22 protein-coding genes, 4 tRNA genes and 1 pseudogene are annotated in these 25,231 nt (G+C 25.8%); 22 read left to right on the forward strand and 5 right to left on the reverse strand.

What is annotated here, in order from left to right:
• The first annotated feature begins 8 nt into the window (after positions 1-8).
• Genes T364_RS0100135 through T364_RS0100150 form a run of 4 tightly spaced genes read left to right on the forward strand, consistent with a single transcriptional unit; the run spans position 9 to position 3,265 of the window.
• Complete coding sequence (locus T364_RS0100135) at positions 9-1,205, forward strand: M16 family metallopeptidase (RefSeq protein ID WP_051532592.1); 1,197 nt, start codon at positions 9-11, stop codon at positions 1,203-1,205.
• Complete coding sequence (dut, locus tag T364_RS0100140) at positions 1,205-1,642, forward strand: dUTP diphosphatase (RefSeq protein WP_027127744.1); 438 nt, start codon at positions 1,205-1,207, stop codon at positions 1,640-1,642. The genes T364_RS0100135 and dut overlap by 1 nt, the downstream gene beginning before the upstream one ends.
• Positions 1,643-1,644: 2 nt before the next feature.
• Positions 1,645-2,526 carry an RluA family pseudouridine synthase gene (locus tag T364_RS0100145; RefSeq protein ID WP_027127745.1) on the forward strand — a complete coding sequence of 294 codons (882 nt, stop codon included), beginning with the start codon at positions 1,645-1,647 and terminating at the stop codon, positions 2,524-2,526.
• Between the two features lie 4 nt (positions 2,527-2,530).
• Complete coding sequence (locus tag T364_RS0100150) at positions 2,531-3,265, forward strand: DUF368 domain-containing protein (RefSeq protein ID WP_027127746.1); 735 nt, start codon at positions 2,531-2,533, stop codon at positions 3,263-3,265.
• A gap of 73 nt (positions 3,266-3,338) precedes the next feature.
• Here T364_RS0100150 and rpsT read toward each other — a convergent pair whose 3' ends face one another.
• Positions 3,339-3,599 (reverse strand): 30S ribosomal protein S20, encoded by a 261-nt coding sequence (gene rpsT / locus T364_RS0100155; protein ID WP_027127747.1) that lies wholly within the window; start codon positions 3,597-3,599, stop codon positions 3,339-3,341.
• A gap of 229 nt (positions 3,600-3,828) precedes the next feature.
• On the opposite strand from rpsT, the gene T364_RS0100160 reads away from it, so the two are divergent.
• From T364_RS0100160 to T364_RS11255, 6 genes are read left to right on the forward strand one after another with little or no spacing between them, the layout of a single operon-like run.
• Positions 3,829-6,339 carry a helicase C-terminal domain-containing protein gene (locus tag T364_RS0100160; RefSeq protein WP_027127748.1) on the forward strand — a complete coding sequence of 837 codons (2,511 nt, stop codon included), beginning with the start codon at positions 3,829-3,831 and terminating at the stop codon, positions 6,337-6,339.
• Entirely contained in the window at positions 6,336-8,459 is a 2,124-nt protein-coding gene (locus tag T364_RS10175) for an HD family phosphohydrolase (RefSeq protein ID WP_051532581.1), read from the forward strand. The genes T364_RS0100160 and T364_RS10175 overlap by 4 nt, the downstream gene beginning before the upstream one ends.
• Positions 8,456-8,926, forward strand: a complete 471-nt coding sequence (ybeY, locus tag T364_RS0100170; protein ID WP_027127749.1) for an rRNA maturation RNase YbeY — start codon at positions 8,456-8,458, stop codon at positions 8,924-8,926. The genes T364_RS10175 and ybeY overlap by 4 nt, the downstream gene beginning before the upstream one ends.
• A 3-nt stretch (positions 8,927-8,929) precedes the next feature.
• Positions 8,930-10,447 carry a Tle-like phospholipase domain-containing protein gene (locus T364_RS0100175; RefSeq protein ID WP_158413621.1) on the forward strand — a complete coding sequence of 506 codons (1,518 nt, stop codon included), beginning with the start codon at positions 8,930-8,932 and terminating at the stop codon, positions 10,445-10,447.
• 11 nt (positions 10,448-10,458) lie between these two features.
• Entirely contained in the window at positions 10,459-10,914 is a 456-nt protein-coding gene (locus tag T364_RS11250) for a patatin-like phospholipase family protein (RefSeq protein ID WP_245596476.1), read from the forward strand.
• Positions 10,889-11,341, forward strand: a complete 453-nt coding sequence (locus tag T364_RS11255; protein WP_245596484.1) for a DUF6363 domain-containing protein — start codon at positions 10,889-10,891, stop codon at positions 11,339-11,341. The genes T364_RS11250 and T364_RS11255 overlap by 26 nt, the downstream gene beginning before the upstream one ends.
• A gap of 55 nt (positions 11,342-11,396) precedes the next feature.
• On the opposite strand, the gene malQ is transcribed toward T364_RS11255, so the two are convergent.
• Positions 11,397-12,950, reverse strand: a complete 1,554-nt coding sequence (malQ, locus tag T364_RS0100185; protein ID WP_342663815.1) for a 4-alpha-glucanotransferase — start codon at positions 12,948-12,950, stop codon at positions 11,397-11,399.
• 117 nt (positions 12,951-13,067) lie between these two features.
• On the opposite strand from malQ, the gene T364_RS0100190 reads away from it, so the two are divergent.
• From T364_RS0100190 to T364_RS0100210, 5 genes are all read left to right on the forward strand, one after another.
• A tRNA-Val gene (locus tag T364_RS0100190) sits at positions 13,068-13,143 on the forward strand.
• A gap of 7 nt (positions 13,144-13,150) precedes the next feature.
• Positions 13,151-13,227: transfer RNA gene (locus T364_RS0100195), tRNA-Asp, on the forward strand.
• Between the two features lie 6 nt (positions 13,228-13,233).
• Positions 13,234-13,309, forward strand: a tRNA-Phe gene (locus tag T364_RS0100200).
• Positions 13,310-13,318: 9 nt separating this feature from the next.
• Positions 13,319-13,392, forward strand: a tRNA-Cys gene (locus tag T364_RS0100205).
• Positions 13,393-13,498: 106 nt separating this feature from the next.
• Positions 13,499-14,338, forward strand: a complete 840-nt coding sequence (locus T364_RS0100210) for a WYL domain-containing protein (protein WP_027127752.1) — start codon at positions 13,499-13,501, stop codon at positions 14,336-14,338.
• A 68-nt stretch (positions 14,339-14,406) separates the two neighbouring features.
• On the opposite strand, the gene T364_RS0100215 is transcribed toward T364_RS0100210, so the two are convergent.
• Together T364_RS0100215 and T364_RS0100220 are read right to left on the reverse strand one after the other, a co-directional pair.
• Positions 14,407-15,438 carry a sugar kinase gene (locus T364_RS0100215; RefSeq protein WP_245596485.1) on the reverse strand — a complete coding sequence of 344 codons (1,032 nt, stop codon included), beginning with the start codon at positions 15,436-15,438 and terminating at the stop codon, positions 14,407-14,409.
• A gap of 15 nt (positions 15,439-15,453) precedes the next feature.
• Positions 15,454-16,089 carry a bifunctional 2-keto-4-hydroxyglutarate aldolase/2-keto-3-deoxy-6-phosphogluconate aldolase gene (locus tag T364_RS0100220; RefSeq protein WP_027127754.1) on the reverse strand — a complete coding sequence of 212 codons (636 nt, stop codon included), beginning with the start codon at positions 16,087-16,089 and terminating at the stop codon, positions 15,454-15,456.
• A 331-nt stretch (positions 16,090-16,420) separates the two neighbouring features.
• Here T364_RS0100220 and T364_RS0100225 point away from each other — a divergent pair, with 331 nt between their 5' ends.
• From T364_RS0100225 to T364_RS0100275, 7 genes and pseudogenes are all read left to right on the forward strand, one after another.
• Positions 16,421-18,016: a mannitol dehydrogenase family protein gene (locus tag T364_RS0100225; protein WP_027127755.1), complete on the forward strand. Its 1,596-nt coding sequence runs from the start codon at positions 16,421-16,423 to the stop codon at positions 18,014-18,016.
• 17 nt (positions 18,017-18,033) lie between these two features.
• On the forward strand, positions 18,034-19,041 hold the full coding sequence (locus tag T364_RS0100230) for a C4-dicarboxylate TRAP transporter substrate-binding protein (RefSeq protein WP_051532582.1): 1,008 nt from the start codon (positions 18,034-18,036) through the stop codon (positions 19,039-19,041).
• Positions 19,042-19,062: 21 nt separating this feature from the next.
• Positions 19,063-19,548, forward strand: coding sequence for a TRAP transporter small permease (locus T364_RS0100235; RefSeq protein WP_027127757.1), 486 nt, complete (start codon positions 19,063-19,065; stop codon positions 19,546-19,548).
• Positions 19,548-20,834, forward strand: a complete 1,287-nt coding sequence (locus tag T364_RS0100240) for a TRAP transporter large permease (protein WP_027127758.1) — start codon at positions 19,548-19,550, stop codon at positions 20,832-20,834. Before T364_RS0100235 ends, T364_RS0100240 begins: the two co-directional genes overlap by 1 nt.
• Before the next feature lie 25 nt (positions 20,835-20,859).
• A complete protein-coding gene (uxuA, locus tag T364_RS0100245; protein WP_027127759.1) occupies positions 20,860-21,933 on the forward strand; it encodes a mannonate dehydratase in 1,074 nt (357 codons plus the stop codon).
• 58 nt (positions 21,934-21,991) lie between these two features.
• Positions 21,992-23,375 (forward strand): annotated as a pseudogene (uxaC, locus tag T364_RS10185) (glucuronate isomerase).
• Between the two features lie 16 nt (positions 23,376-23,391).
• Positions 23,392-24,447, forward strand: a complete 1,056-nt coding sequence (locus tag T364_RS0100275; RefSeq protein ID WP_027127764.1) for a type I phosphomannose isomerase catalytic subunit — start codon at positions 23,392-23,394, stop codon at positions 24,445-24,447.
• A gap of 44 nt (positions 24,448-24,491) precedes the next feature.
• Here the strand turns inward: T364_RS0100275 and T364_RS0100280 are convergent, their stop codons facing one another.
• Positions 24,492-25,184 carry a GntR family transcriptional regulator gene (locus T364_RS0100280; RefSeq protein ID WP_027127765.1) on the reverse strand — a complete coding sequence of 231 codons (693 nt, stop codon included), beginning with the start codon at positions 25,182-25,184 and terminating at the stop codon, positions 24,492-24,494.
• Between the last annotated feature and the right edge of the window lie 47 nt (positions 25,185-25,231).

Below are 25,231 nucleotides of genomic sequence, written 5' to 3' on the forward strand. Positions count from 1 at the left end.
CTATTTTAATGGATAAAATTCAAGGAATAAATAGTGTATCATTAGGAATATTTGTAAAAACAGGTGCAAAAAATGAATTAGCTGGTGAAGAGGGAATATCTCATTTTATAGAGCATATGATGTTTAAAGGAACTGTGAATAGAACTGCTAAAGAGATATCTGAAGAAGTAGATAATGTAGGTGGAATTATTAACGCTTATACAGGAAAAGAAACGACAACTTATTATATTCAACTTCTTTCAAATAGAATAGATGTTGGAATAGATATATTAACAGATATGTTTTTAAATTCTACTTTCCTTGAAGAAAATATTGAAAGAGAAAAAGGTGTTGTAATAGAAGAAATAAATATGTATGAAGATATACCAGAAGAAATAATCCATGATAAAAATGGAAGTCTTGTTATAGAGGGTCCTCAAAGTAATACAATTTTAGGAACTGTTGAAAGTGTACAAGGACTTAATAGAGAAAAAATATTGAAATATTTTAAAGAACAGTATAGCCCTAAAAATTTAGTTATATCTATTGCAGGAAATTTTTCTGAATCTGAAGTTTTAGAAAAACTTAATAGTGGAATTGGAAAAATGAAATCTATTGAAAAGTCAAGAGATTATAATGGAGAAATGAAAATAAAAACTCCAAAAACTATACTAAAAAAAGATAGCAATCAAGTACATCTTTGTTTTAATACTATAGGTAGGTCATCTCTTGATAAAAATAGATATGAGTTAGCTATTATTTCTAATACTTTAGGTGGAAATATGAGTTCAAGACTTTTCCAAAAAATAAGAGAAGATAGAGGATTAGCATATTCTGTTTATAGTTATACATCTTCATTTGAAGAAGGAGGAATATTAACTATATATGCAGGAACTACTTTAAAAGATTATAAAACTGTTATAAAACTTATAAAAGAAGAATTTGAAGATATTAAAAATAATGGAATAAGTGAAAAAGAGTTACAAAAAACAAAAAATCAATTTTTAAGTGGAATAACATTTGGACTTGAAAGTAGTAAAGGAAGAATGACTAGAATGGCAAATTCTTATCTTTTTCATGGAGAGGTAAAAAGCTTAGAAGAAATTTTAGGTGAAATAGAGAAAATAACTGTTGAAGATATAAAAAAATTAGCAAAAGAAATATTTAATGAAAAATATTATTCATTAACAGTATTAGGAAATATTAAAGAAGGAGAATTAAATTAATGGAAAAAATCATAGTTAAAGTAATTTTAGAAGAGGGTGTAGAAAAACCAGTATATATGACAGAGGGTTCAGCTGGAATGGATGTAAGAGCTAATATAAAAGAACCAATTACATTAAAATCTTTAGATAGAGTATTAGTTCCTACAGGAATAAAAATGGAAATACCATTAGGTTATGAGGTACAAGTAAGACCAAGAAGTGGGTTAGCATTAAAACATGGAATTACTTTAGTAAATAGTCCAGGAACAATAGATTCTGATTATAGAGGAGAAATTGGAATTATAATGGCTAATATAGGAAGAGAAGATTTTGTTATTAATCCAGGAGAGAGAATAGCTCAACTAGTTCTTGGAAAAGTTTACCAAATGGATTTAGTAGAAGGAGAATTATCTGAAACTGAAAGAGGAGCAGGTGGATTTGGCCATACTGGAAAATAAATATGAAATATATAATAGAAAAAGACAATGAAGGAGTAAGATTAGATAGATATCTTAGAAAAAAATTATCTGATGTTCCTTTAACTGAGATTTTCAAAGCTTTAAGAATTGGAAAAATTAAAGTAAATAACAAAAAGAAAAAAGAAAATTATAGATTAGTAGAAGGAGATAAAATTTTTATAGGAATCGGAAATTTAGAAGAAAATGAAGAAAAACAAGAGGAATTTTTGATTCTTGATGAAAAAGATAAAAACTTTTTACAAAAAAATATAATTTTTGAAAATGAAGATTTAATAATATTTAATAAAGAAAAAGATATTGTTATGCATAAAGGTAGTGGCTTTGAATACGGAATATCTGAAATGTTTAAAAGTTATTATCAAACAAATGATTTTAATTTTATAAATAGAATAGATAAAAAAACTTCAGGACTTGTAATAGGAGCTAAAAATAAAATTTCTACAAGAATTTTAGCAGAAGAGTTGAGAGAAAATAATATTAAGAAAAAATATTATATTTTAGTTCATGGAGAAATAGAAAAAAATAAATTTATTATAGAAAATTATTTAAAAAAAATAGAAGATAAAGTTGTAGTAACTACAAAATATGATAATGAAGGAAAGATAGCTATTACTTATTTTACAACTATTAAAAGAAATAAAAAATATACTTTATTAGAAGGAGAACTAGTTACAGGTAGAACTCATCAACTGAGAGTACAACTTTCAAATTTAGGATATCCAATAGTAGGGGATACTCGTTATGGAAAGAAAGATGGAGAATCTATACTTTATTTAAATTCTCATTATTGTGAAATACCAAAATATAATATAAAAATAGATAATGATTTACCAAATTATTTTAAGAAAAAATTAGAGGAGTAATGGAATGTTTTTTATGAATTTTTTAAAGGGTATAGGAATAGGGATAGCTAATGTAATTCCAGGAGTATCTGGTGGAACTATGGCAGTAGTTTTTGGAATATATGATAAATTGATAGAATGTATTGCTAATTTTTTACAAGCTTCTATGAAAAAGAAAATGGAATATGTAAAATTTATGCTTCCACTTTTATTAGGATGTGCAGTAGGGATACTTTTCTTTGCTAATGTAATAGGATATTTATATGAAAATTATCCTGTTTATACAAAAGGAGTTTTTGTGATTTTAGTATTGCCTTCAATACCAATTATAATAAAAGGTGAAAATATAAAAGATATAAAGAATATTTTATCTTTTTCTTTTGGATTATTATTTGTTGTAGCATTTTTTATGTTTACACATGATTTAGAGGGAAATACTTTTACAAAACAAGAATTTTTTACTTTTACATATGGACTGAAACTTGCTTTATGTGGAGCATTAGCAGGTGGAGCTATGATAATTCCTGGAATATCAGGTTCATTGCTTCTTTTGGCTTTAGGGGAGCATGAAAATGTTATAAATTATATTGGAAATATAGAAATAATACCACTTTTATATTTTGGGATTGGAGTTGGAATAGGAATACTTATATTTACAAAAATAATAAATTATTTTTTACAAAATTATAGGAGTAAAACTTTATTTGTAATACTTGGAATTGTTATAGCTTCTTTAATAGAATTATTGATAAATATTTAAAAAGAAAAAATATTACAAAAAAGAAAGAATCCAGAAACATAAGTTTCTGGATTTATTTTAGTTATTAATCAAATTATAAAGCGTTAACTTTTGCAGCTAATCTAGCTTTTTTTCTAGATACAGTATTTTTCTTTAAAACACCTTTAGTAACTGCTTTGTCGAATTCTTTGTATGCAACTGATAAAGCTTCTAAAGCAACTGCTTTGTCTTTACCTTCAACTGCTGCTAATACTTTTTTAGCTACGTTTTTAACTCTAGTCTTGATAGCTTGATTTCTAACTCTGTTTCTTTCGTTTAATTCTACTCTCTTTTTAGCTGATTTGTTGTTTGCCATTTTTTAAAAAACCTCCTAAATTATAAAAAACAATAAAATATAGTAACATTATTTTTAATTTAACAGGTAAGATCTAAAAAGAGACACATATTAAAAACAATGGACCTCAATTATTATAGCATAAAATTTCAAAAAAGAAAAGAAAAAATAAAAAAAAAGTTCCTATTTTCAAAAAAAAATAGTATCATATATACTAGGGAAAATATTTATTACAAAAGAAAGGATAAATATGGATATAAATTTAAGGATAACTCCAGAAATTCAAGAGGAGATAAAAAATAATATTATAGAAGCTGGTGGAAATGAAGTTTTTTTTAGAGGAATTTTAGATGAAGAAAAAAAAGTTTCTAAAATTTTTGTAATTGCTAGAGGAAATAAATATAGTGTACCAGCTATTCTTAGTAGAATGAAAAGAGAAGAGATTATAATTCATAATCATCCTTCAGGATATATTTATCCGTCAGATAATGATATAGAAGTTGCTACAACTTATGCTAATAGAATGAATGGTGGATTCTATATTATTAATAATGATGTTAATGATATTTATGTTGTTATAGAACCAGAAAATGAAGAATTAAAAACAATTGATATAATTCCATATTTTGAAAAAAAAGGAATTATAGCTCAAAATTTTAAAGAATTTGAATATAGAGAAGAACAACTTTCTATGGCACAACATATTCAAGAGGGAATTAATGATGAAAAAAAGATTATAGTAGAAGCTGGGACAGGAACAGGAAAAACTTTGGCTTATTTAATTCCAAGTATAGAATGGGCTATTACAAATGAAAAAAGAGTTATAATAAGTACAAATACAATTAATTTACAAGAACAACTTTTAAAAAAAGATATTCCTATGTTACAAAAAATAATGGAGAAAAAATTTAAGTATGCTCTTGTAAAAGGTAGAGGAAATTACTTATGCAATAGAAAATATTTTAATATAGAAAAAAAATTAAAGGATATGAAAGAAATTTCTCAAGAACAAAAAAATCAAATTAAAGAGCTTTTAGTTTGGGGAAGAGAGACAAAAACAGGGGATAAATCAGAACTTAATTTTGAACCTGATTATAGTATTTGGGAATTATTTCAAAGTGAAACTGACTTATGTTTTTCAAAATGTCCACATAGAGAAGAATGTTTTTTCTTTAAAGCTAGAGATGAAAAAAAGAGAGCTGATGTTTTAATAGCAAATCATCACATATTTTTTTCTGACTTGGCAATAAAAAAAGAAATTGGATTTAATAATGATTTTTCTATATTACCAGAATATGGAATGGTAGTTTTTGATGAAGCACATAATATAGAAAAAGTTGCTAGAGATTATTTTTCTTATGAAATATCAAGATATTCTTTTGTGAAAGCAATGAATAAAATCTTGAATGTAAGTAAATTAAAAGATGAAAATGAAATAAATGAAATAAAGTTATTTGATGAAAATATAAAAAATATAAAAATAACAGGACAGATAGAAGAAATTATTTCAATTGCAAAGCTAGATATATCAGAAAATGGCAGTGAAATTGAAGAAATAATAAGAAAAGATTTTATTAATGACCATATAGAATTATTTCAATATGGAGTAAAATATTTTGAAAGAATAATAGAAATTTTTTCAAAAGGACAAAATGGAAATATTGCAATAAGAATAAAAAAAGATGATATTGCAATGAATAATTTTTCTAAATTAATGGAAGAAGTTAAACAGGATTTTGTTTTAAGTTTTTTTAGATATTTGAAAACAGCAAAAAAACTAAAAGATAGATTAGAAGAAGTAGATGAAGCAACTGGAAAAATAAATGAATTTATAAAATATATTGAAAGATTAGAAAACTTTTTTGAAAATTTCCAATTTATAAATAAATTTGAAGATGAAAGTTTTATATATTGGATAGAAGTAAATGAGAAAAAAAATAATTCAAAACTTGTGGCAACACCTTTAAAAGTTGATAATGAATTATCAGAAACTCTTTATGAAAATTTAAAGCAAATAGTTTTTACATCAGCAACATTATCAGTAGAAAATAATTTTGAATATTTTAAAAATTCTATAGGATTGCAAGAAGAAACTTATGAAAAAATAATAAAATCACCTTTTGATTATGATAAACAAATGAAGGTATATATTCCTAAAGGATTACCAGACCCAAATGATAGAGATTTTATAGATTCTATTCAAGAGGTTCTAAAAAGTTTTATATTAAAAAATAAAGGAAGAACATTTGTACTATTTACTTCTTATAAGATGCTAAATTATGTTTATTATTCAATGAAAGATGATTTAGAAGAAAATGGAATAAATTTATTTATTCAAGGAATGTTTCCAAGAACAAAATTAGTTGATATTTTTAAAAAAAGTGAAGCTCCAGTACTTTTTGGAACAGATTCTTTTTGGGAAGGTGTAGATGTAAAAGGAGACCAATTAAGTTCTGTAATAATTGTAAAATTACCATTTAAAGTACCTAGTGACCCTGTCACAGAAGCTATTATAGAAACTTTTGAACAGCAAGGAAAAAATTCATTTTTAGAATATCAAATTCCAGAATCAATTATAAAATTTAAACAAGGAATAGGAAGACTTATAAGAAGTAAAGAAGATAAAGGAATTATTGTTATTTTAGATAATAGAGTAATAACGAAATTTTATGGAAAATACTTTTTAGATAGTATTCCTACAAAGAATATATCAAGAATAGATGTTTTTGATATTATTAAAGAAAATGGAGGAAAGAAATGAAAAAAATAAATTTTTTAGGATTTCGTCTTCGATTTGATTTAGAAAAAGAAAGTAGAGATGAAATTCGGGAGTACACTAGTGTAGAACAGATGAAAGATAGAATATTATATCTTTTGATATTTTTAGTATTAGTTGTGGCTAGTGCACAATTTAAACAAGTTTTAGAAAATAAAAATTATGTAAATGGAACAATTATTAAAGAAAATATATATGCTCCAAAAAGTATAAGATATAAAGATAATTTTAAGAGAGATGAAATCATAAAAAAAATTATAGATAGTTCAGCAAAAAAATATATTTATATTCCTGAGATAAGTAAAAATTATATTGAAGGAATAAGAGAATTTTATGATGAAATATTACTAGTTAAGAAAAATAAAAATAGAAAATTTAATTTTGAAAATTTTAGTCAAAAATATAAAATAAATATACCAGAAAATCTAGTTAATGAATTAGAAGCTCAATCTGCAAGAAATATAGAGTCACAGAAAAAAAAATTAGAAATTATTTTAAATAAAATATATTATCAAGGAGTAAAGGATGGAGAAACTTTACTTTCTATTTTATCAGATTCAGAAGATAAAGAAAAATATTATGGAAATAAATTGAATAATTTAGAGTTAAAAATATTAGATAAATTTGTTGTACCTAATTATATTTATGATGAAAAAAGTACAAAAGATGATATCAAAGAAAAAGTATCAAGTATTAAAGAGCAATATGTAGTTATTAAAGCAGGAGATTTAGTATTAAAAAAAGGAGATATACTAACACCAGAAAAACTAAAAATGTTAAATGCTATTGGGATACATTCTCCTATTGAAAATATAGCAAGAACTATTGTTAATTTACTATATTTAACAGCAATTTCTACAATATTTTATAATACTTTAATAAGTAAATTTAAAAAAGAACTTCTTAATAAAAATATATATAGAGCTACATTTTTAATTTGTTCTCTTTTATTTTTAACATTTAGATTTAGTGATAGAGACTATTTATATTTAATTCCTTTTGAATCTGGATTCTTTCTTTTACAAATTCTTGTAAATTCTGTATATGCTTTTTATTTAGGAATTGGATTATTAATTTTTATGTTACCAATGATAAACTATGATTTAGTTTATACAACAGTTACATTATTAACTATATTATTTGCAACAAAATTTTTACAAAGTGCAAAAACAAGAGTACAGTTTATAAATTTAGGAATACAATTATCAATAGTAAAAGTAGTAATATATTTTTCAATCTCATTCTTAACTATAGGGGTATCTCAAGAACTTATATTAGATTCTGCTAAAATTATTTTATCTGGAGTATTTTCTGGAGTATTAACTTTAGCTTTAGTACCTTATTTAGAAAGAACCTTTAATATATTATCATCTTTTAAGTTGTTAGAGTTAGGAGATTTATCAAACCCACTTTTGAAAAATTTATCAGTAAAAACTCCAGGAACTTTTTATCATTCAATGATGGTTGCTGCTGTATCAGAGGCTGCAGCAGAAGCTATAGGAGCTGACCCAATATTTACAAGGGTGGCAAGTTATTATCATGATATAGGAAAAATGAAAAGACCTAAGTTTTATGTAGAAAATCAAGAGGGTGGAGAAAATCCTCATGATAAAATTTCTCCATTTTTAAGTGCTCTAGTTATTCTTGCTCATCCAAAAGATGGATTTGAATTGGCTAAGAAATATCAAATTCCTAAGGAAATAAGAGACATAATGTTGGAGCATCATGGAACAACTTTTTTAGCATATTTTTATAATAAAGCAAAAAGTTTGGATGAAAATGTAAGGGAAGATGATTTTAGATATGCTGGCCCTAAACCAAAAACAAAAGAATCAGCTATAATTATGTTAGCTGACTCAATAGAAGCAGCAGTAAGAAGTATTGAAAATAAAACTTATAATAATATAGAAGAAATGATAAGGAAAATAGTTTTTAATAAAATAGATGATGGCCAATTAGTTGATGCTGATTTAACGTTTAAAGAAATAGACACTATAATAAAAGTTTTTACAAAAACAATTATGGGAATACATCATGTAAGAATAAAATATCCTGATCAAGAAAAAGAAAGAGAAATTGAAGAAAAATTGGAGGAAAAATCATGAAAATAAATTTAGATTTAGGAATGGATATTGAAGGGTTTGAAAATGAAATTGTATATGAAGATGTGGAAAAATATGTAATAGATGTATTAAATAAAGAATATGAAAGTGATAAAGAGGTTTATGTGTCAATATTATTAACAGGAAATGAAGAAATTCAAAGAGTTAATAGAGATTTTAGAGGAAAGGATATGCCAACAGATGTAATATCTTTTGCTTATCATGATAATGAAGAAGCTGATAATGGACTATATGATAGTTTAGGAGATATAATAATTTCTTTAGAAAGAGTAGAAGAACAAAGAAAAGATTATGGACATTCTTTTAAAAGAGAATTTTATTATGTATTAACTCATGGACTTTTACATTTAATGGGATATGACCATATAGAAGAGGAAGATAAAAAAATAATGAGAGCAAAAGAGGAAGAGATATTGGAAGGATATGGATATACTAGAGAGATAAAGTAGGTGATGAGTTTGGAAACATCAAGAGAATATCTGTTTTTGAGTATTCTTTCTTATTATAATTTTACAGAAAAATTTCAAGGAAAATACATAAAAGATTTGTTAGAAGAAATAGAAACTTTTTCTTTATCTTCTAGTTTAAACATTATAAGAAGTGATATAAAAGGAAAGAATAAAAGTTTTTTTGATAAAGAGATAAATGAGTGGAAAGTTTATAGAGTTGATGATAGAACTAGAAATAGAAAATCTGGTTCAGGATTTTTTGCTGTGATTTTTCAAAAAGAAGATAAGTATGTAATATCTTATAGAGGAAGTGAAACTTATCCTTTTGAAGAAGCTTATAAAGATTTTATAGATACAGATTTGGTTATAGGATTAGGAAAAAAGCCTTTACAGTTTTGGGAAGGATTGGAAGTATTTGAAAATCTTTTAAAAGATAATATACCTTTTGAAAATATAAGTATCACAGGACATTCTCTTGGTGGAGGGATAGCTCAATTTGTAGCTATAATGAGTTACAAAAAGTATAATATTTGCCCTTATGTATGTACTTGGAATTCTGTAGGTATAAAAAGAGAAGGAATAATAGGAATAGAAGACTTTATAGAATATGATAAAATTTTAAAAAATTGTAATTTATCAGAAAAAGAGATAAAAGTTTTAAAAGAATTTGAAGAAGATTATGTTAATTTTATTATGAAAGAATTAAAAAAATTAAGAATTATCAAAGATAATAGAACAGTTTTAATTACAGATAAATTTCAATTAACTTTTGAATTAAATCAAGAATTTTTTCATGAGCTTATAAAACAAACAAACTTAAATAGAGTTTTAAAGAAAATTCCACTTATAAGAAGAAGACAAATATTATTAAATGAAAGAATATTAGAAAAATTATTTTTAAGGGATGATTTATATTTAATATTAAGAGAAGCAAAAGAATTTATAAATAAGTTAAGTGAAAATAAAATTTTTAATGGAAAAATAATAAATTTTTGTCATTCAAAAGATTTTGTAGGTTCTCTTTTTTTACATTTTGGAACTACTTATCAGGTAGACTTGAATTTTCTAAAAAAGGATATTTCTAAAAATAGAATTTTAAGTAATCTTTTATTTTTTAATAAATCTATACAAGAATATCATTTTGAAGATGTATTTATACCATTACTTGATAAAAAAGGAGTTTTTACTCAAAAAATATCAGAAGAATATATAGCTAGTGTTATAAGAAAAATAATATATTTAGAAAAAAGTTTCAGCAAAGAATTTTTAGGAGAATATTTTTTATTAAGAGAAAATCCATTTGAAAATTTTGAAAGATTTTTATTAGAGTTACAAAGAGGATTAAGAAATAATACTGATAATATTTTATATAAAGAAAAGATTATTGAATTTTTAAGAAAAATATCTCAAGAAGATTTGAGTAGAATATGGAAAAAAGTTATAGAAAAATTATCTAGTCCATATATACCAAGAGATATTTATGATTTAATAGTATTTAAAGATATTTATTCAGAAAGATAAAGGGTGAGTAAATGAAAATAGGGATTGTATTAGAAGGGGGAGGACTTCGTGGATGTTATACTACAGGAGTTCTTGATAGTTTTTTGAAATATAACTTTATGGGCGATTATGTAGTAGGAGTTTCAGCAGGAGCTTCTCATGGTGTTTCTTATATTTCAAGACAGTATGGAAGAAATATGAGAATAAATAAAAATTATATCCAAGATAAAAGATATTTAAGTTTTTATAATTTAATAACTAAAGGTTCTTTGTTTGGAATGGAATTTTTATATGAAACAGTACCTAATGAATTAGATAAATTTGATTATGATAGTTTTTTTGAGAATAAATGTGAATTTAGAGCTGGAGTAACTAATATAAATACAGGTAAAGAAGAATTTTTTTGGAAAAGAAGCTTTAAAAGATGGGGCAGAAGTTCTAAAAGCTTCTTCATCAATACCTTTGATTTCTCATCCTGTAAAATATAAAGGACAATTATATTTAGATGGAGGACTTACTACTCCTATACCAATTGATAAAGCATTTGAAGATGGATGTGATAAGGTTATTGTAGTTTTAACAAGAGATAGAAAATACAATAAACCTAAATTAAAATGTCTTCCATTAATAAAATTAAGATTGAGAGAGTTTCCAAAACTTGCCTCACTTATGGAACGCCACCATGTGATATATAAAGAAAATCAACAAAAGATTGAAAAATATGAAAAAGAAGGAAAAGCTATTATAATAGCTCCTAAGATGCCTTTAAAAATTGATAGGTTTGAAAAAAATCCTGATAAGTTAATGGATGTTTATGAAGAGGGAGTTAAAGATGGAGAAATATTTTTAAAGGAAAAATTTGAAAAGTTTTTTAAAATATCAATAGAAGAATATCAAAATAATAAAAAAATATAAAATAAAAAGAGATACTATAAAGTATTTAATAGTATCTCTTTTTATTTTATATTAGTTATCTATAAAAAAGTTTATTAAGATTTTTTATAAACTCTTTATCAATATTATTTAATTGTTCTTCAGTAATTCTATAAAACCAATTTCCTTGAGCTCTACCAGGTTTATTCATTCTAGTATCAGCTCCAAATCCACATAAATCTTGTATAGGTAAAATAACTATATTGGCAGAACTTTTCCATAAAGTTTTAATAATAGCTCTACAAGATTCACTATAAAATCCACCAAATTTCCAATTTTCACCACTTTTAAAATCACAATAATCTAAAGCAAAATTTCTTTCTTCAGGTGTAGCTTCCCATAGCCAACCTAAAATTGTATTATTATCATGAGTTCCAGAGTAGGCGATTACATTTTTATCATAATTATGTGGAAGATGAATACTATTATCTCCAGAAAAACCAAATTGTATTACTCTCATTCCAGGAAAACCTGTTTCTTCTAAAAGAGTTCTAGTTTTTTCGTCTATATCCCCTAAATCTTCTGCTATTATACAATTTTTATCTATTTTTTTTAAAATAGCATTAAAAAAATCTAACCCAGGACCATCAACCCAGTTTCCATCCTTTGCAGTCTCACTTTCAGCTGGAATAGCCCAATAAGCAGAAAAACCTCTGAAATGATCAATTCTAATTATATCAAATATAGAAAGAGAATGCTCTAATCTTTTTATCCACCAACTATATCTACCTTTTTTTATTGATTTCCAATTATATAATGGATTTCCCCATTTTTGACCATCTTCTGAAAAATAATCAGGTGGAACTCCAGAAATAAATCTAGGGCTACCATCTTCTGTAAGATCAAAAATATGAGGATTTCCCCAGACATCAGAACTTTCATAAGATACATAAATAGGTACATCTCCTATTATTTTTATTCCTTTTTCATTTATTTGTTTTTTGATTTCTTCCCATTGAGTGTAAAATTCATATTGTAAAAATTCATAAAATAAAACTTCAGAAAGATTTTCTTCTCTAAATTTTTTTATAGCATCTTTATCATGAAATTTTAATTTTTCATCTTCCCATTGATACCAGTCTTTATTATTATTTTTTTCTCTAATTGTCATATAAAGAGAAAAATCATATAACCAATTTTTATGTAGTTTTGAAAATTTTAAAATTTCTTTTTTATATTCATTATCTATTCTTAAATAAGCTTTTTTTAAAATTTCCATTCTTTTTTCATTTAACCATTTAAAATTTACTATATAAGGGTCATTATATTCGTTTTCTTTAAGTTCTTCTTTTGTAATTAATCCCTTTTCGTATAATTTAGGTAAATTAATAAATAAAGGATTTCCAGCAAAAGCGGAAAAACTTTTATATGGAGAACCAAAATTATCAATTGTACCAAAAGGTAAAGTTTGCCAATATTTTATTCCCATATCTTTTAAAAAATCACAAAACTTAATAACTTCTTCTCCAAAACTTCCAATACCATATTTATTTGGTAAAGATGAGATATGAAGAAGAATCCCACTAGCTCTATTCATAATATTCTCCTTTCTATATTCTTTGTAGTATATTATAATTATACTATAAAAGATTTTATTTTCCTCTTTTTTTTATTTAGGTATTGAAAATAAAAGAAAAATAACAAAAATATAAAAAAATAAAAAAAAAACTTGCAAAAATGTGTAAAATTTAGTATACTTATACATGTGGGTCGCATAGCTCAGTTGGGAGAGCACCTGCCTTACAAGCAGGGGGTCATAGGTTCAAGTCCTATTGTGACCACCATTAAAATGGGGGTGTAGCTCAGTTGGTTAGAGCACTAGCCTGTCACGTTAGGGGTCGCGAGTTCGAGTCTCGTCACTCCCGCCATTTTATGGCCAGATAGCTCAGTCGGTAGAGCAGGGGACTGAAAATCCCCGTGTCGGTGGTTCGATTCCGCCTCTGGCCACCATAAATAAAAGGCGATGTCGCCAAGTGGTAAGGCAGAGGTCTGCAAAATCTCCACCACCAGTTCGAATCTGGTCGTCGCCTCCAGATAAAAACTAACTGTCTTTTGACAGTTTTTTTTTATATATTTTTTGTTTATTTGTGATATAATAGTTTTTAATAGAAATATTATAAAATGTGTGGAGGACTTATTGTGAAAAAGATAAGAGTTACTGTACCAGAAGATATTTGGCGTATGATGAAAAATGATATAGAAGAATTTGGAATAAATAACAATAAGTTATGTAATTATATTTTAGAACAATTAAAATATAAAAAAGAAATAGATGTAGAAAAAGAATTAGAAAGTCAAGGTAGACCTCTAAAAAAAATAATTCAATTTGATTTAAATGTAGCTAATAGAGAGATTTATTATGATGTTTTAAAAGATAATGGTGTTGATGTAGAAGCTGAATTTTTTAGAGAGTTATTTGAAAAATATTGTTCTAAGTTTAAATATATAAGAGAACTTTTTGTTTTTCAAGAAACAGTAAAAAAAATATTAGAAGCTATAAAAGAAAAGAAAAAATTAAAATTGAAATATGGTTCTAAATTAACAACTGTTGAACCTTATTTTATAAAAAGAGATGAACAAGGAGATGAAAATTATCTTTTCTGTTATTGTGATACAGAAAAGAAATATTATAATTATAAATTAAAAGATTTAGAAGTTATTTCTATATTGGAAGAAAAAATAAAAGGAAAAGATAAAAAGTATATAGAAAATGTTAGAAAAAAATTTGACCCATTTTTAGGAAATGGAAATTTTATAAAAGTTAGATTGTCGGAAGAGGGACAAAAACTTTTAAAAGGATTAACAAATTATAGACCAAGATTTGTAGAAAAAGAGGGAGATATCTATGTATTTGAGGCTTCTAATGAAAATGCTAAACTTTATTTTAGACAATTTTCAAAAGAAGCAATAATACTAGAACCCATTGAACTTAGAGAAGAGATGAAACAAGATTTTTTAGAAGCGTTAAAAAATTATTAATATAAAAGGGAAACAGGAGTCTAAATTTAGACTCCTGTTTTTTATGGTTTAATAATGAGTTGGCAAAATTATCTATTCATTTCTGAACTAGAACCCTCTTCGTGGTCTTTTATAATAGAATCAACTGTGTTTTTAGAAAAAGCTACCACATCTCCTAAAAGGGTATTTTTTAAACTTCCTAAAGCATTTCCGTACTTTAATGCTTTTAAAGGACAATCAAAAGTAGTTAAACCGTAAAGAACTCCAGCTACATAAGCATCACCACTTCCGATTCTATCTATGATTTCAATATTATTATAAGATTTTTCTGAATAAAATTTATCTTCAATAGCACTATAAATTATAGATGTAAAATTATGAGATTTTGGTGAATTTACAGTTCTTTGTGTTGAAATTAGAAGAGAAATATTATTATCTTTAGCAAAATTTTTCATAATTTCTTCCATTCTTCCTGTTTGTTTAAACATTTTTCTTAATGTTTCTTCAGAGGCGAAAAGAATATCTATTTCAGGTAAAATAGTTACTATTTCTTTTCTTGCATTTTCTTCATCTCCCCAAAGATTTCTTCTAAAGTTTACATCAAAAGAAATTAATGCTCCACCTTTTTTAAAATTTTTAATAAGGTCTTTAACTAAAACTTTAGAGTTTTCACAAAGTCCTAAAGAAATACCACTAGTATGAAAAACTTTTGTAGAAGAATATACTTCTGGGTTTATTTCATTAGAATGTAAAAATTGGAATGAAGAATCATTTCTATCATAAACAACGCTAGGTTTTCTAGGAGAAGAACCATATTCATAATAATAAAGAGCTAATCTTTTATTCTTAGAAGAGTCATATACTAAATAATCAGAGTTTACACCACTTAAATCTATACATCTTTTAGCATACATCCCTAAATCATGGTCAGGTATTTTAGAAAGGAAACTTGTTTTTCCTCCAAGAGTAGATATCCCTGTAACTACATTAAGTTCAGCTCCACCAAGATTTCTATCTAAAGGACCATCTTGAATTAGAATTTTTCCAATTGCAGGAGATAATCTCATTATTATCTCTCCACAAGAAATAACATCAAATTTTTTTTCAGAAAAATTAAACATAATCTCCTCCATTAATTATTTATTTCTAATTTCTTTTATTTTATTAACAAATGCTTTAGCAGTTTCTGTTATAGATTCACTAGTTCCAGAAGCTAATTTTCCTCCAGCACCTACAGCTACAACACCATTTTTGAACCATTCTTCTATATTATCAAGACTAACTCCTCCTGTAGGCATAATATTAACTTGAGGTAATGGAGCTTTAACAGCTTTTACAAATGAAGGACCAAAAGCACTTCCAGGGAATAACTTGATAATATCACAACCATATTCCATAGCTTTTGTCATTTCAGTTATAGTCATACAACCAGGCATATATGGAATTTGGTATAAATTACATAATTTAGCAGTTTCTAAATCAAATCCAGGAGAAACAATATATTCAGCCCCAGCTAAAATAGCTATTCTTGCTGTAGTAGCATCTAATACAGTTCCAGCTCCAACTATTAATTCAGAAGGAGAAAATTCATTTTTTAAAGCTTTGATAACTTCTGTAGCTCCAGGAACAGTATATGTAACTTCGATAGCAGGAATTCCTCCTTGAACACAAGCTTTAGAAATTCTTATTCCTTCTTCAATACTTTCACTTCTTACAACGGCTACTATACCAGTATTTATAATTTTTTCAATAGTTTCATGTTTTTTTAACAATTACCTCACCTCTAGACATTTTATTTTATAATAAATTTATAACTTATAATTTATAAAAAAACAATAATAAAATAAAAAAAAAGTTTCATATAAGAAAAAAATAATGGAACAAAAAAATAAATTTATTTTTTATAAAGATTTAGAGAAAGAATAAAAAATAAAAAAAGTTTCATATATAAAAATTTAGCATCTAAATAAATTTTGTATATAAAATGTATTATTTTGTTTTATTTTGTTTTTTTTTAAGAAAAAAATAAAAAAGTATTGACAATATAATTTTGTTATTATATAATTCTAGTATACAAGTATAAAATAAAAAAAGGAGGATAAAATGAAGTTATCTCTAAATGAATTAGAAACAATGGCTTCTAATAATATAAAAATACCTTTATATGATATAAAAAAAATAAGAGAAAATACTCTAAAAACACCAAAGTGGTTACATTTTGGAGGGGGAAATATTTTTAGGGCTTATGTAGCTAAAATGCAAGAAAATTTATTAAATAATAGAAAAGAGAATACAGGGATAATAGTAGCTGAGAGTTTTGATGAGGAAATAATTGATAAGGTATATAGACCTTTTGATAATTTATCTGTTTCAGTTGTACTATCTAAAGATGGAAAATTTTCACCAGAAATTATAGGAAGCGTTATTGAATCTTTGAAGGTTAAAGAGAATAAAGATGACTTGGTGAAAATCGTAACTTCTCCAAGTTTACAAATAATAAGTTTTACAATTACAGAAAAAGGTTATAATTTAAAAGATCCAAATGGGGAATTTTTTGATATAGTCAAAGAAGATATACAAAATTTACCTGAAAAATCAAAACATATTATGAGTATAATAACTTATTTGTTATATAAAAGATTTAAAAATAATAGAGGGCCAATAGCTCTAGTTAGTATGGATAATTGTTCTGGAAATGGAGATAAAATTAGAGAAGCTGTTTTAAATATAGCTATTTTTTGGGTAAATAATGGATATCTTGAAGAAGAATTTCTAGACTATTTAACAGATGAAAAAAAAGTAAGTTATCCTATATCAATGATAGATAAAATTACTCCTAGACCAGCCCAAGTTGTAAAAGAGTATTTAGAGAAATTAGGGTTTGAAAATATGGATATAATAGTTACTAATAAGAATACATATACTTCAGCTTTTGTAAATTCAGAGACAGCAGAATATTTTGTTGTAGAGGATAAGTTTCCAAATGGAAGGCCATTATTGGAAGAGGCAGAAGCAGGAGTTTATATAACGAATAGAGAAATAGTAGAAAAAACAGAAAGAATGAAAGTAACTACTTGCTTAAATCCATTACACACAACATTAGCTATATTTGGGTGTTTATTAAATAAAAAAACTATTTATGAAGCTGTATCAGATCCTTTACTAAACAAATTGATAAAAAAAATAGGTTATGATGAAGCACTGAAAGTTGTAGATGATCCAAAAATTTTAGATCCTAAAAAATTTATAGATGAGGTTATAAATGAAAGATTTGCTAATCCATTTATTCCAGATCAACCAGAAAGAATAGCAACAGATACTTCTCAAAAAGTAGGTATAAGATTTGGAGAAACTTTAAAAGCATATTTAGCGAATGATGAATTAAAAATAGAAAATATAAAATACATTCCTTTAGTATATGCAGGATGGTTTAGATACCTAATGGGAATAGATGATGAAGGAAATGAAAGAAGTATTAGTTCAGATCCAATGTTAGAAATGCTGAAAGAGAAAATGAGGGGTATAGAATATGGAAATATAACTTCATATCAAGGACAATTAAAAGAAATTTTAAAAAATAAAATTATTTTTGGAGTTGATTTAGAAGAAATAGGAATAGCAGATAAAGTTGAAAAATATTTTGTAGAAATGTTGAATGGGAAAAATGCAGTAATTAATACACTAAAAAAATATATATAAAAATTAGGAGGAGAAATATGAAAGGGAGAATGATTAAAGGGGCATTATTTTGTATGTTATTAGGAGGATTAGTAGCATGTGGTGGAAATAAGGAGGCTGGTTCAAAAGCTGAAGAAAAGAAAGTTTATGAGCTAAAAATTTCTACTACTCAAGCAGAATCTTCAGTTATAGTTCAAGGATTACAAGAATTAGCAAAAGAAGTTGATGAGAAAACAAGCGGAGGATTAAAAATAACAGTTTATCCATCTAGTTCATTAGGAGTAGAAGAAGATATAATAGATCAAGCGGTACAAGGAATAAATGTAGCAGTATTGACTGATGCAGGACGTATGTCAGACTATGTTCCAGAAATAGGAATATTTAATATGGCATATTTTGTAGATAATTATGATGAAGCGTTAAAAGTAATGGAAACAGAAACATTTAAAGGATGGTTAAATGAATTAACAGAACATAATTTGAGAGTCTTAACATTTAATTATTATGATGGAGCACGTTCTTTTATGGGACATAAAGAAGCAAAAGTACCAGCTGATTTAAAAGGGATTGTAGTTAGAACACCAGGAGCAGCTCCTTATGTAGAAAGTATGAAAGCCATGGGAGTGACACCTTATAATATTGCATGGAGTGAAGTTTATAATGGTATTCAAACAAAATCTATAGATGGTTGTGAAGTTCAGTATACATCAGCAGTAAGTTCACATATTTATGAAGTTTGTAAAGTTGTTAATAAAACAGAGCATATTAATTTATTAAATTGTTTAGTAACAGGAGAAGGATGGTTTAGTAAATTACCAGAAGAGTATAAAACAATATTATTAGAAACAGCAAATGAAACTGCTTATAATAATGGTAAAAAAATAGAATCTATGCAAGCTGAGATGGAAAAAACTTTAGTAGATAATGGAATGAAAATTGTAGAAGTAGACAAAGAAGCATTTAAAAAATCTGTAGAAAAGGCTTATGATGCATTAAAATATACAGATTTACGTAAAAAAATATATGAAGAAATAGGAAAAAATTAGAATTTTAGGAGGCAAGATAAGTTGTTAAAATTATACAATAAATTTTGTAAATTAGAAAGTTTAATAGCTAGTATATTACTTATAGGAATATTTTTCTTAGTTTTTAGTTCAGCAATTTTTAGAACAGTAGGATATCCTATAAACTGGGCTCAAGATGCTGCTTTAGTTGCTTTTGCTTGGATGATATTTTTAGGAAGTGATTTAGCGATAAGAAATACTAAGTTAATAGGAATTGAGGTATTAACTAAATATTTTCCTAAATTATTTCAAAAATATTTAGATATTATATTTAAATGTATAATAATCTGTTTTTTACTAATATTGGTAAAATATGGATATGTAATGGCAATAACAGGTGCTAAAAGAACAATTACAACTTTAGGAATAAGTTATGCTTGGGTTACGGCTTCTGTTCCTGTAGGTGCAGTATTAATGATAATATCTACAGCTATTAGATTAAAAGAAAGTATAAAAATTTCTAGTGATAAGTGGGGTGAAAATAATTAATGGAATTTGCAATACCAGTGTTTTTAGTATTTTTATTTTTAGGAATGCCTGTTGCATTTTCAATAGGACTATCAGGATTAACATTTTTCATAGTTAGGGATCTTCCAATGTCTGTGTTAGTACAAAAGTCGATTTCAACAAGCCAATCTTTTACAATGTTAGCTATTCCATTATTTATATTTGCTGGAAATTTAATGAATAGTAGTGGGATAACAAATAGACTTATGAAGTTAGCTGATGTCTGTACAGGACATATGTGGGGAAATTTAGGTCAAGTATCATGCGTATTGAGTACTCTTATGGGAGGAGTTTCTGGTTCTGCAGTAGCTGATGCAGCTATGGAATCGAGAATACTAGGACCTGAGATGACAAGATTAGGATATGCTAGAGGTTGGAGCGCAGCTATAAATGGTTTATCAGGTTTAATAGTTGCTACAATTCCACCTAGTATGGGATTAATAATATATGGTACAGTAGGAGAAGTATCTATAGGAAGATTATTTATGGCTGGTTGGGTACCAGGAATTTTAATGATGATTCTTTTAATGATAGCTTGTTCTATATCAGCTCGTAAATTTGGATATAAACCTGAGAGAGAGAAAAGAGCTAGCCTTAGTGAAATTTTAAAAACTTTTATTGTAAGTATATGGGCTTTGATATTTCCAATTTTATTAATTGCTTTAATAAGATTTGGAGTAATGAGTCCAACAGAATCTGGGTCATTTGCTGTTGCTTATGCTTTATTTGTAGGAATATTTATATATAAAGAATTAAATATGAAAACTTTTATGCAAACAGTAAAAGATAGTGTAAAAGATATTACAGTAATAACAATTATATTAGCATTTTCTGGAACTTTTGGATATGGAGTAGTTTATGATAATATTACTATAAGATTAGCAGAATCATTAGCTGGAATTTCTTCAAATTCTACAATTTTATTAGTTTTAGTTGTTTTATTTTTACTGGCTTGTGGAATGTTTATGGAAACTACTGTAATTGCATTGATTTTAACACCAATATTATTACCAGTTATGCAAAATGTAGGAGTAGATCCAGTAGTTTTTGGAATGATAATGATGACTTGTGTAACATTTGGAGTAATGACTCCACCAGTAGGAACAGCATTATATACAGTTTCAGATATAATGGAATGTTCAGTAGAAGAAACAGTTAAATATGGATGGCCATTTTATATAGCTGTATTATTAGTTGTAGTATTTATGATATTTTTCCCAGGAGCAGTATTATATTTACCGAATTTAGTTTATGGAGTAGCAGGATAAGAATAGAAAAAGAGGGGTATTTAATATGCAAATGTCATGGAGATGGTATGGTCAAAATAATGATGAGATAACATTAGATCATATTAAGCAAATTCCAGGAGTAACTTCGATTGTCTGGTCATTACATGATAAAGTGGCTGGAGAAGAATGGGAATTTGAAAGAATAAAAGAGGTTACAGATTATATAAAGTCAAAAGGTTTTAATGCAGATGTAGTAGAAAGTGTAAATGTTCATGATGATATAAAAATTGGTAAGCCAACAAGAGACAAATATATAGATATATATATAGATACTATAAAAAAATTGGCTAAAGTTGGAGTGAAAGTTATATGTTATAATTTTATGCCAGTATTCGATTGGACAAGAACAGATTTATATAAAAAATTACCAGATGGTTCAAATGCACTTTTTTATCAAAAAAATTTAGTATCAGATGTTACACCTCAAGAAGTAACTAGACGAATTTTAGAGGGAGCAGGAAATAAAACAATGCCTGGATGGGAACCAGAAAGACTTTCTAGATTAAATGAACTATTTGAAGAGTATAAAGATGTTACAGAAGAAAAATTAACAGAGAATTTTAAATATTTTTTAGAAAGAATAATTCCTGTATGTGAAGAGGTGGGAGTGAAAATGGCAGTTCATCCTGACGATCCACCTTGGCCAATATTTGGACTTCCTAGAATAGTAAGAGATGAAGAACATATAGAAAAAGTTTTAAAATTAGTAGATAGTCCATATAATGGTTTAACATTATGTAGTGGTTCTTTAGGTCCTAATTTAAAAAATGATATACCTAAACTTATAAGAAGATTTGGAGACAGAATTCATTTTGCTCATATAAGAAATGTAAAAGTGTTTGAAAATGGTGATTTTATAGAGAGTTCTCATAGAGCATGTGATGGTAATGTAGATATAGTTGAAGTGGTAAAGGCATATCATGAGATTAATTTTAAAGGATACATTAGACCAGACCATGGGAGACATTTATGGGGTGAAGAAAAAACTTGTAGACCAGGATATGGTTTATATGATAGAGCTTTAGGTGTTATGTATCTTTTAGGAATTTGGGATACTTTAGAAAAAAAATATAAATAAAGAGATAAAGGGTATTCTTAAAGAATACCCTTTTCTATAATTTGTTGAAAGGAAAAATATGTTTATAACAGAAGAATTTTTATTAAAGAATGATACAAGTAAAAAACTTTATCAAAAATATGCTAAAAATATACCTATTTTTGATTATCATAATCATTTGAGTCCAAGAGACATAGCAGAAAATAAAAAATATAAAAATATTACAGAGATTTGGTTGAATGATCATATAAAATGGAGAGTTATGAGAGCCAATGGAATAAATGAAAAATATATAACTGGTAATGCAAGTGACTATGAAAAATTTTTAGCTTTGCTAAAACGATGGAATATTGTTACAGAAACCCTTTATATCATTGGTGTCATTTAGAATTGAAGAGATTTTTTGATATAGATGATATTTTAAATGAAAAAAATACTCTAGTTATTTGGGAAAAAGTAAATATCTTATTAAAAAAAGAAGAATATTCAACCAGAAATTTAATAAAAAAAATGAAGATAAAAGCATTATGTACTACAGATGACCCTATAGATACTTTAGAATATCATAAAATTTTATCTTGTGATAAAGAATTTAAAATAAAAGTTTTGCCAACTTTCAGACCAGATAAAGCATTTACAATGGAAAAAAATGATTATATTGAATGGATAGAAAAATTACTAATAAAAAAATTGATACTTTTAAAAAATTAATAGAAGCTTTAAAAGAAAGGATATGTTTTTGTAGAAAATGGATGTTTAATAACAGATTTAAGTATGGAAAAACTATTTTTTAAACTGGTATCTAATGATGAAATTGAAGAGATTTTTTTTAAAATTATACAAAGAAAAGAAATTCTTTCTTGGGAAATAAAAGCGTATAAAACCAAATTATTATTAGAATTAGCTAAAGAATACAAAAAATATGATTTAGGAATGCAAATTCATATTGGAGCAATGAGAAATAATAATACTAGAATGTATAATAAACTAGGACCAGATATAGGGACTGATTCTATGGGAGATTATAATTATGCTAGAGAATTATCTGCCTTATTAAATGAATTGGATAAAAATGATGAATTACCAAAAACAATTCTTTATTGTATAAATCTAAAAGAAAATGAAGTTTTAGCATCTATGATAGGAAATTTTCAATCAGATGAACGTCCTGGAAAAATGCAATTTGGATCTATATGGTGGTTTTTAGATCAAAAAAAGGGATAGAAGAACAAATAAATACTTTAGCTAATTTTGGACTTTTAAGAAGATTTGTTGGAATGTTGACAGATTCAAGAAGTATATCATCTATTACAAGATATGAATATTTTAGAAGAATTTTATGTAATTTAATAGGAGAATTAGTCGAAGAAGGAGAAGTTCCTGATGATGAAGAAATATTAAAGTCAATGATAAATGAAATATGTTATTTAAATATAAAAGAATATTTAAATTTAGAAGATTAAAATAAAGGAGAAAATTATGCAAATAAAAGAATTAACAGGAGGAAGAGCTTGGAGAACTTATACAGGTGGAAAATTATTAGATATTTTACATAAAAAAGAAAATTCAAGTGATAGTTATTATCCAGAAGAATGGATGTTTTCTACAACAATAGCTAGAAATTCTGGAAGAGAAGATATAGTAGAAGGATTATCATATTTAAAAAATGAGAATAAATTATTTGTAGACTTTATCAAAGAAAATCCTAAAGTTTTGGGAGAAAAACATATACAAAAATGGGGAGTAAATTTAGGAGTTCTAGTAAAATTGATTGATAGTGAAGAAAGATTAACTATTCAAGTTCATCCAAATAATCAAAAAGCAAAAGAATTATTTAATAGTAAATTTGGAAAAACAGAATCATGGCATATATTAGATACAAGAGAAGAGAAAAGTTATATTTATTTAGGTTTTAAGGAAGGAATATCAAAAGAAAAATTTAAAGAATACTTCAGAGAACAAGATTTAAATGCGATGTTAAATTGTTTAAATAAAATTGAAGTAAAAAAAGGAGAAACATATTTAGTAAAGGGAGGAATTCCACATGCGATTGGAGCAGGGTGCCTTATTTTAGAAGTTCAAGAACCAACTGATTATACAATTAGAGTTGAAAAAACAACTCCTTCTGGATTTCTAATAGATGATAAAATGTGTCATCAAGGATTAGGATTTGAGAAAATGTTTGAATGCTTTGATTTTGTTGGTTATTCTGAAAAAGAGATAAGAAATAATTTTCAAATGAAAGAAACAGAAATTTTTTTTGAAGATGGTAGAGAAGTTAACGAAATAATAACTTATAAAGATACTTCGTGTTTTTCCTTAATAAGATTAGTGATAAATAATAAAATAAAAATAGAAAAGAATGAAACTTATACATGTTTATATGTTATTTCAGGAATAGGAAAAATAGAAGATGAATTACAGGAAATAAAATTAGAAAAAAATGTACAAATATTTATTCCAGCAAATAAAGAATTTAATATAGTGGGAGAAAAATTGAATATTTTATTAATAAAAGGACCAAATGTAAAATAAAAAATATAAAAATAGCAGATTTACTTTAATTAATCTGCTATTTTTTATTTTAAAAAATAATGAGGATATCTTTTTAAATATGTAGAAATAACATGCTTAAATTTAGATAAATGTTCTGAAACAAAAGAGTCAATAATATCTATTTTTTTATATTTAATGATATTTACTATTTCTTGGTGTTGTTCGAAAGTTTTTGTAGCATTTGAAATCTGTAAAGCATCGATAAGTCTTAGTCTATCAAAATGTGTTGCTAATCTTTTGATACTTTTCCAAACATTGGATTTACCATAATATTCAAATATAATAGAATGGAATTCATTATCAAGATCAAAAAATTTATGTAAATTTTCATCAAAATCAATGATAATTTTTTGATAAGCTAGATTTTTTTCTAATGATTTTAATAATGGTTCTGGAATTTTATCTTCACAAGCCATAGTTAAAAGTTTCTTTTCACATAAATCTCTTAAAAATAAAGCTTCTTCTACTAATTTTAAATCTATTTTAGAGACGAAAGAACCTTTTTGAGGGAAAACATCAATTAACTTTTCCTCGGTTAATCTAACAAGAGCTTCCCTTATAGGTGTTCTACTAATATTTAGAAGATTTCCTAATTCGATTTCACTAATACATTCACCAGGTTCAATATTCAAAACCATAATATTCTCTTTTATTACTCTATAGGCATATTGACGACTATTTTCATTTTTGTTTTTAATTACATTATCTAATTTCATTTTTTCTCCTTGATTCGCCAATAAACTTGGAATTTACATTTAAGATA

The sequence above is a fragment of the Fusobacterium perfoetens ATCC 29250 genome (genome assembly GCF_000622245.1).
GTDB lineage: Bacteria > Fusobacteriota > Fusobacteriia > Fusobacteriales > Fusobacteriaceae > Fusobacterium_B > Fusobacterium_B perfoetens.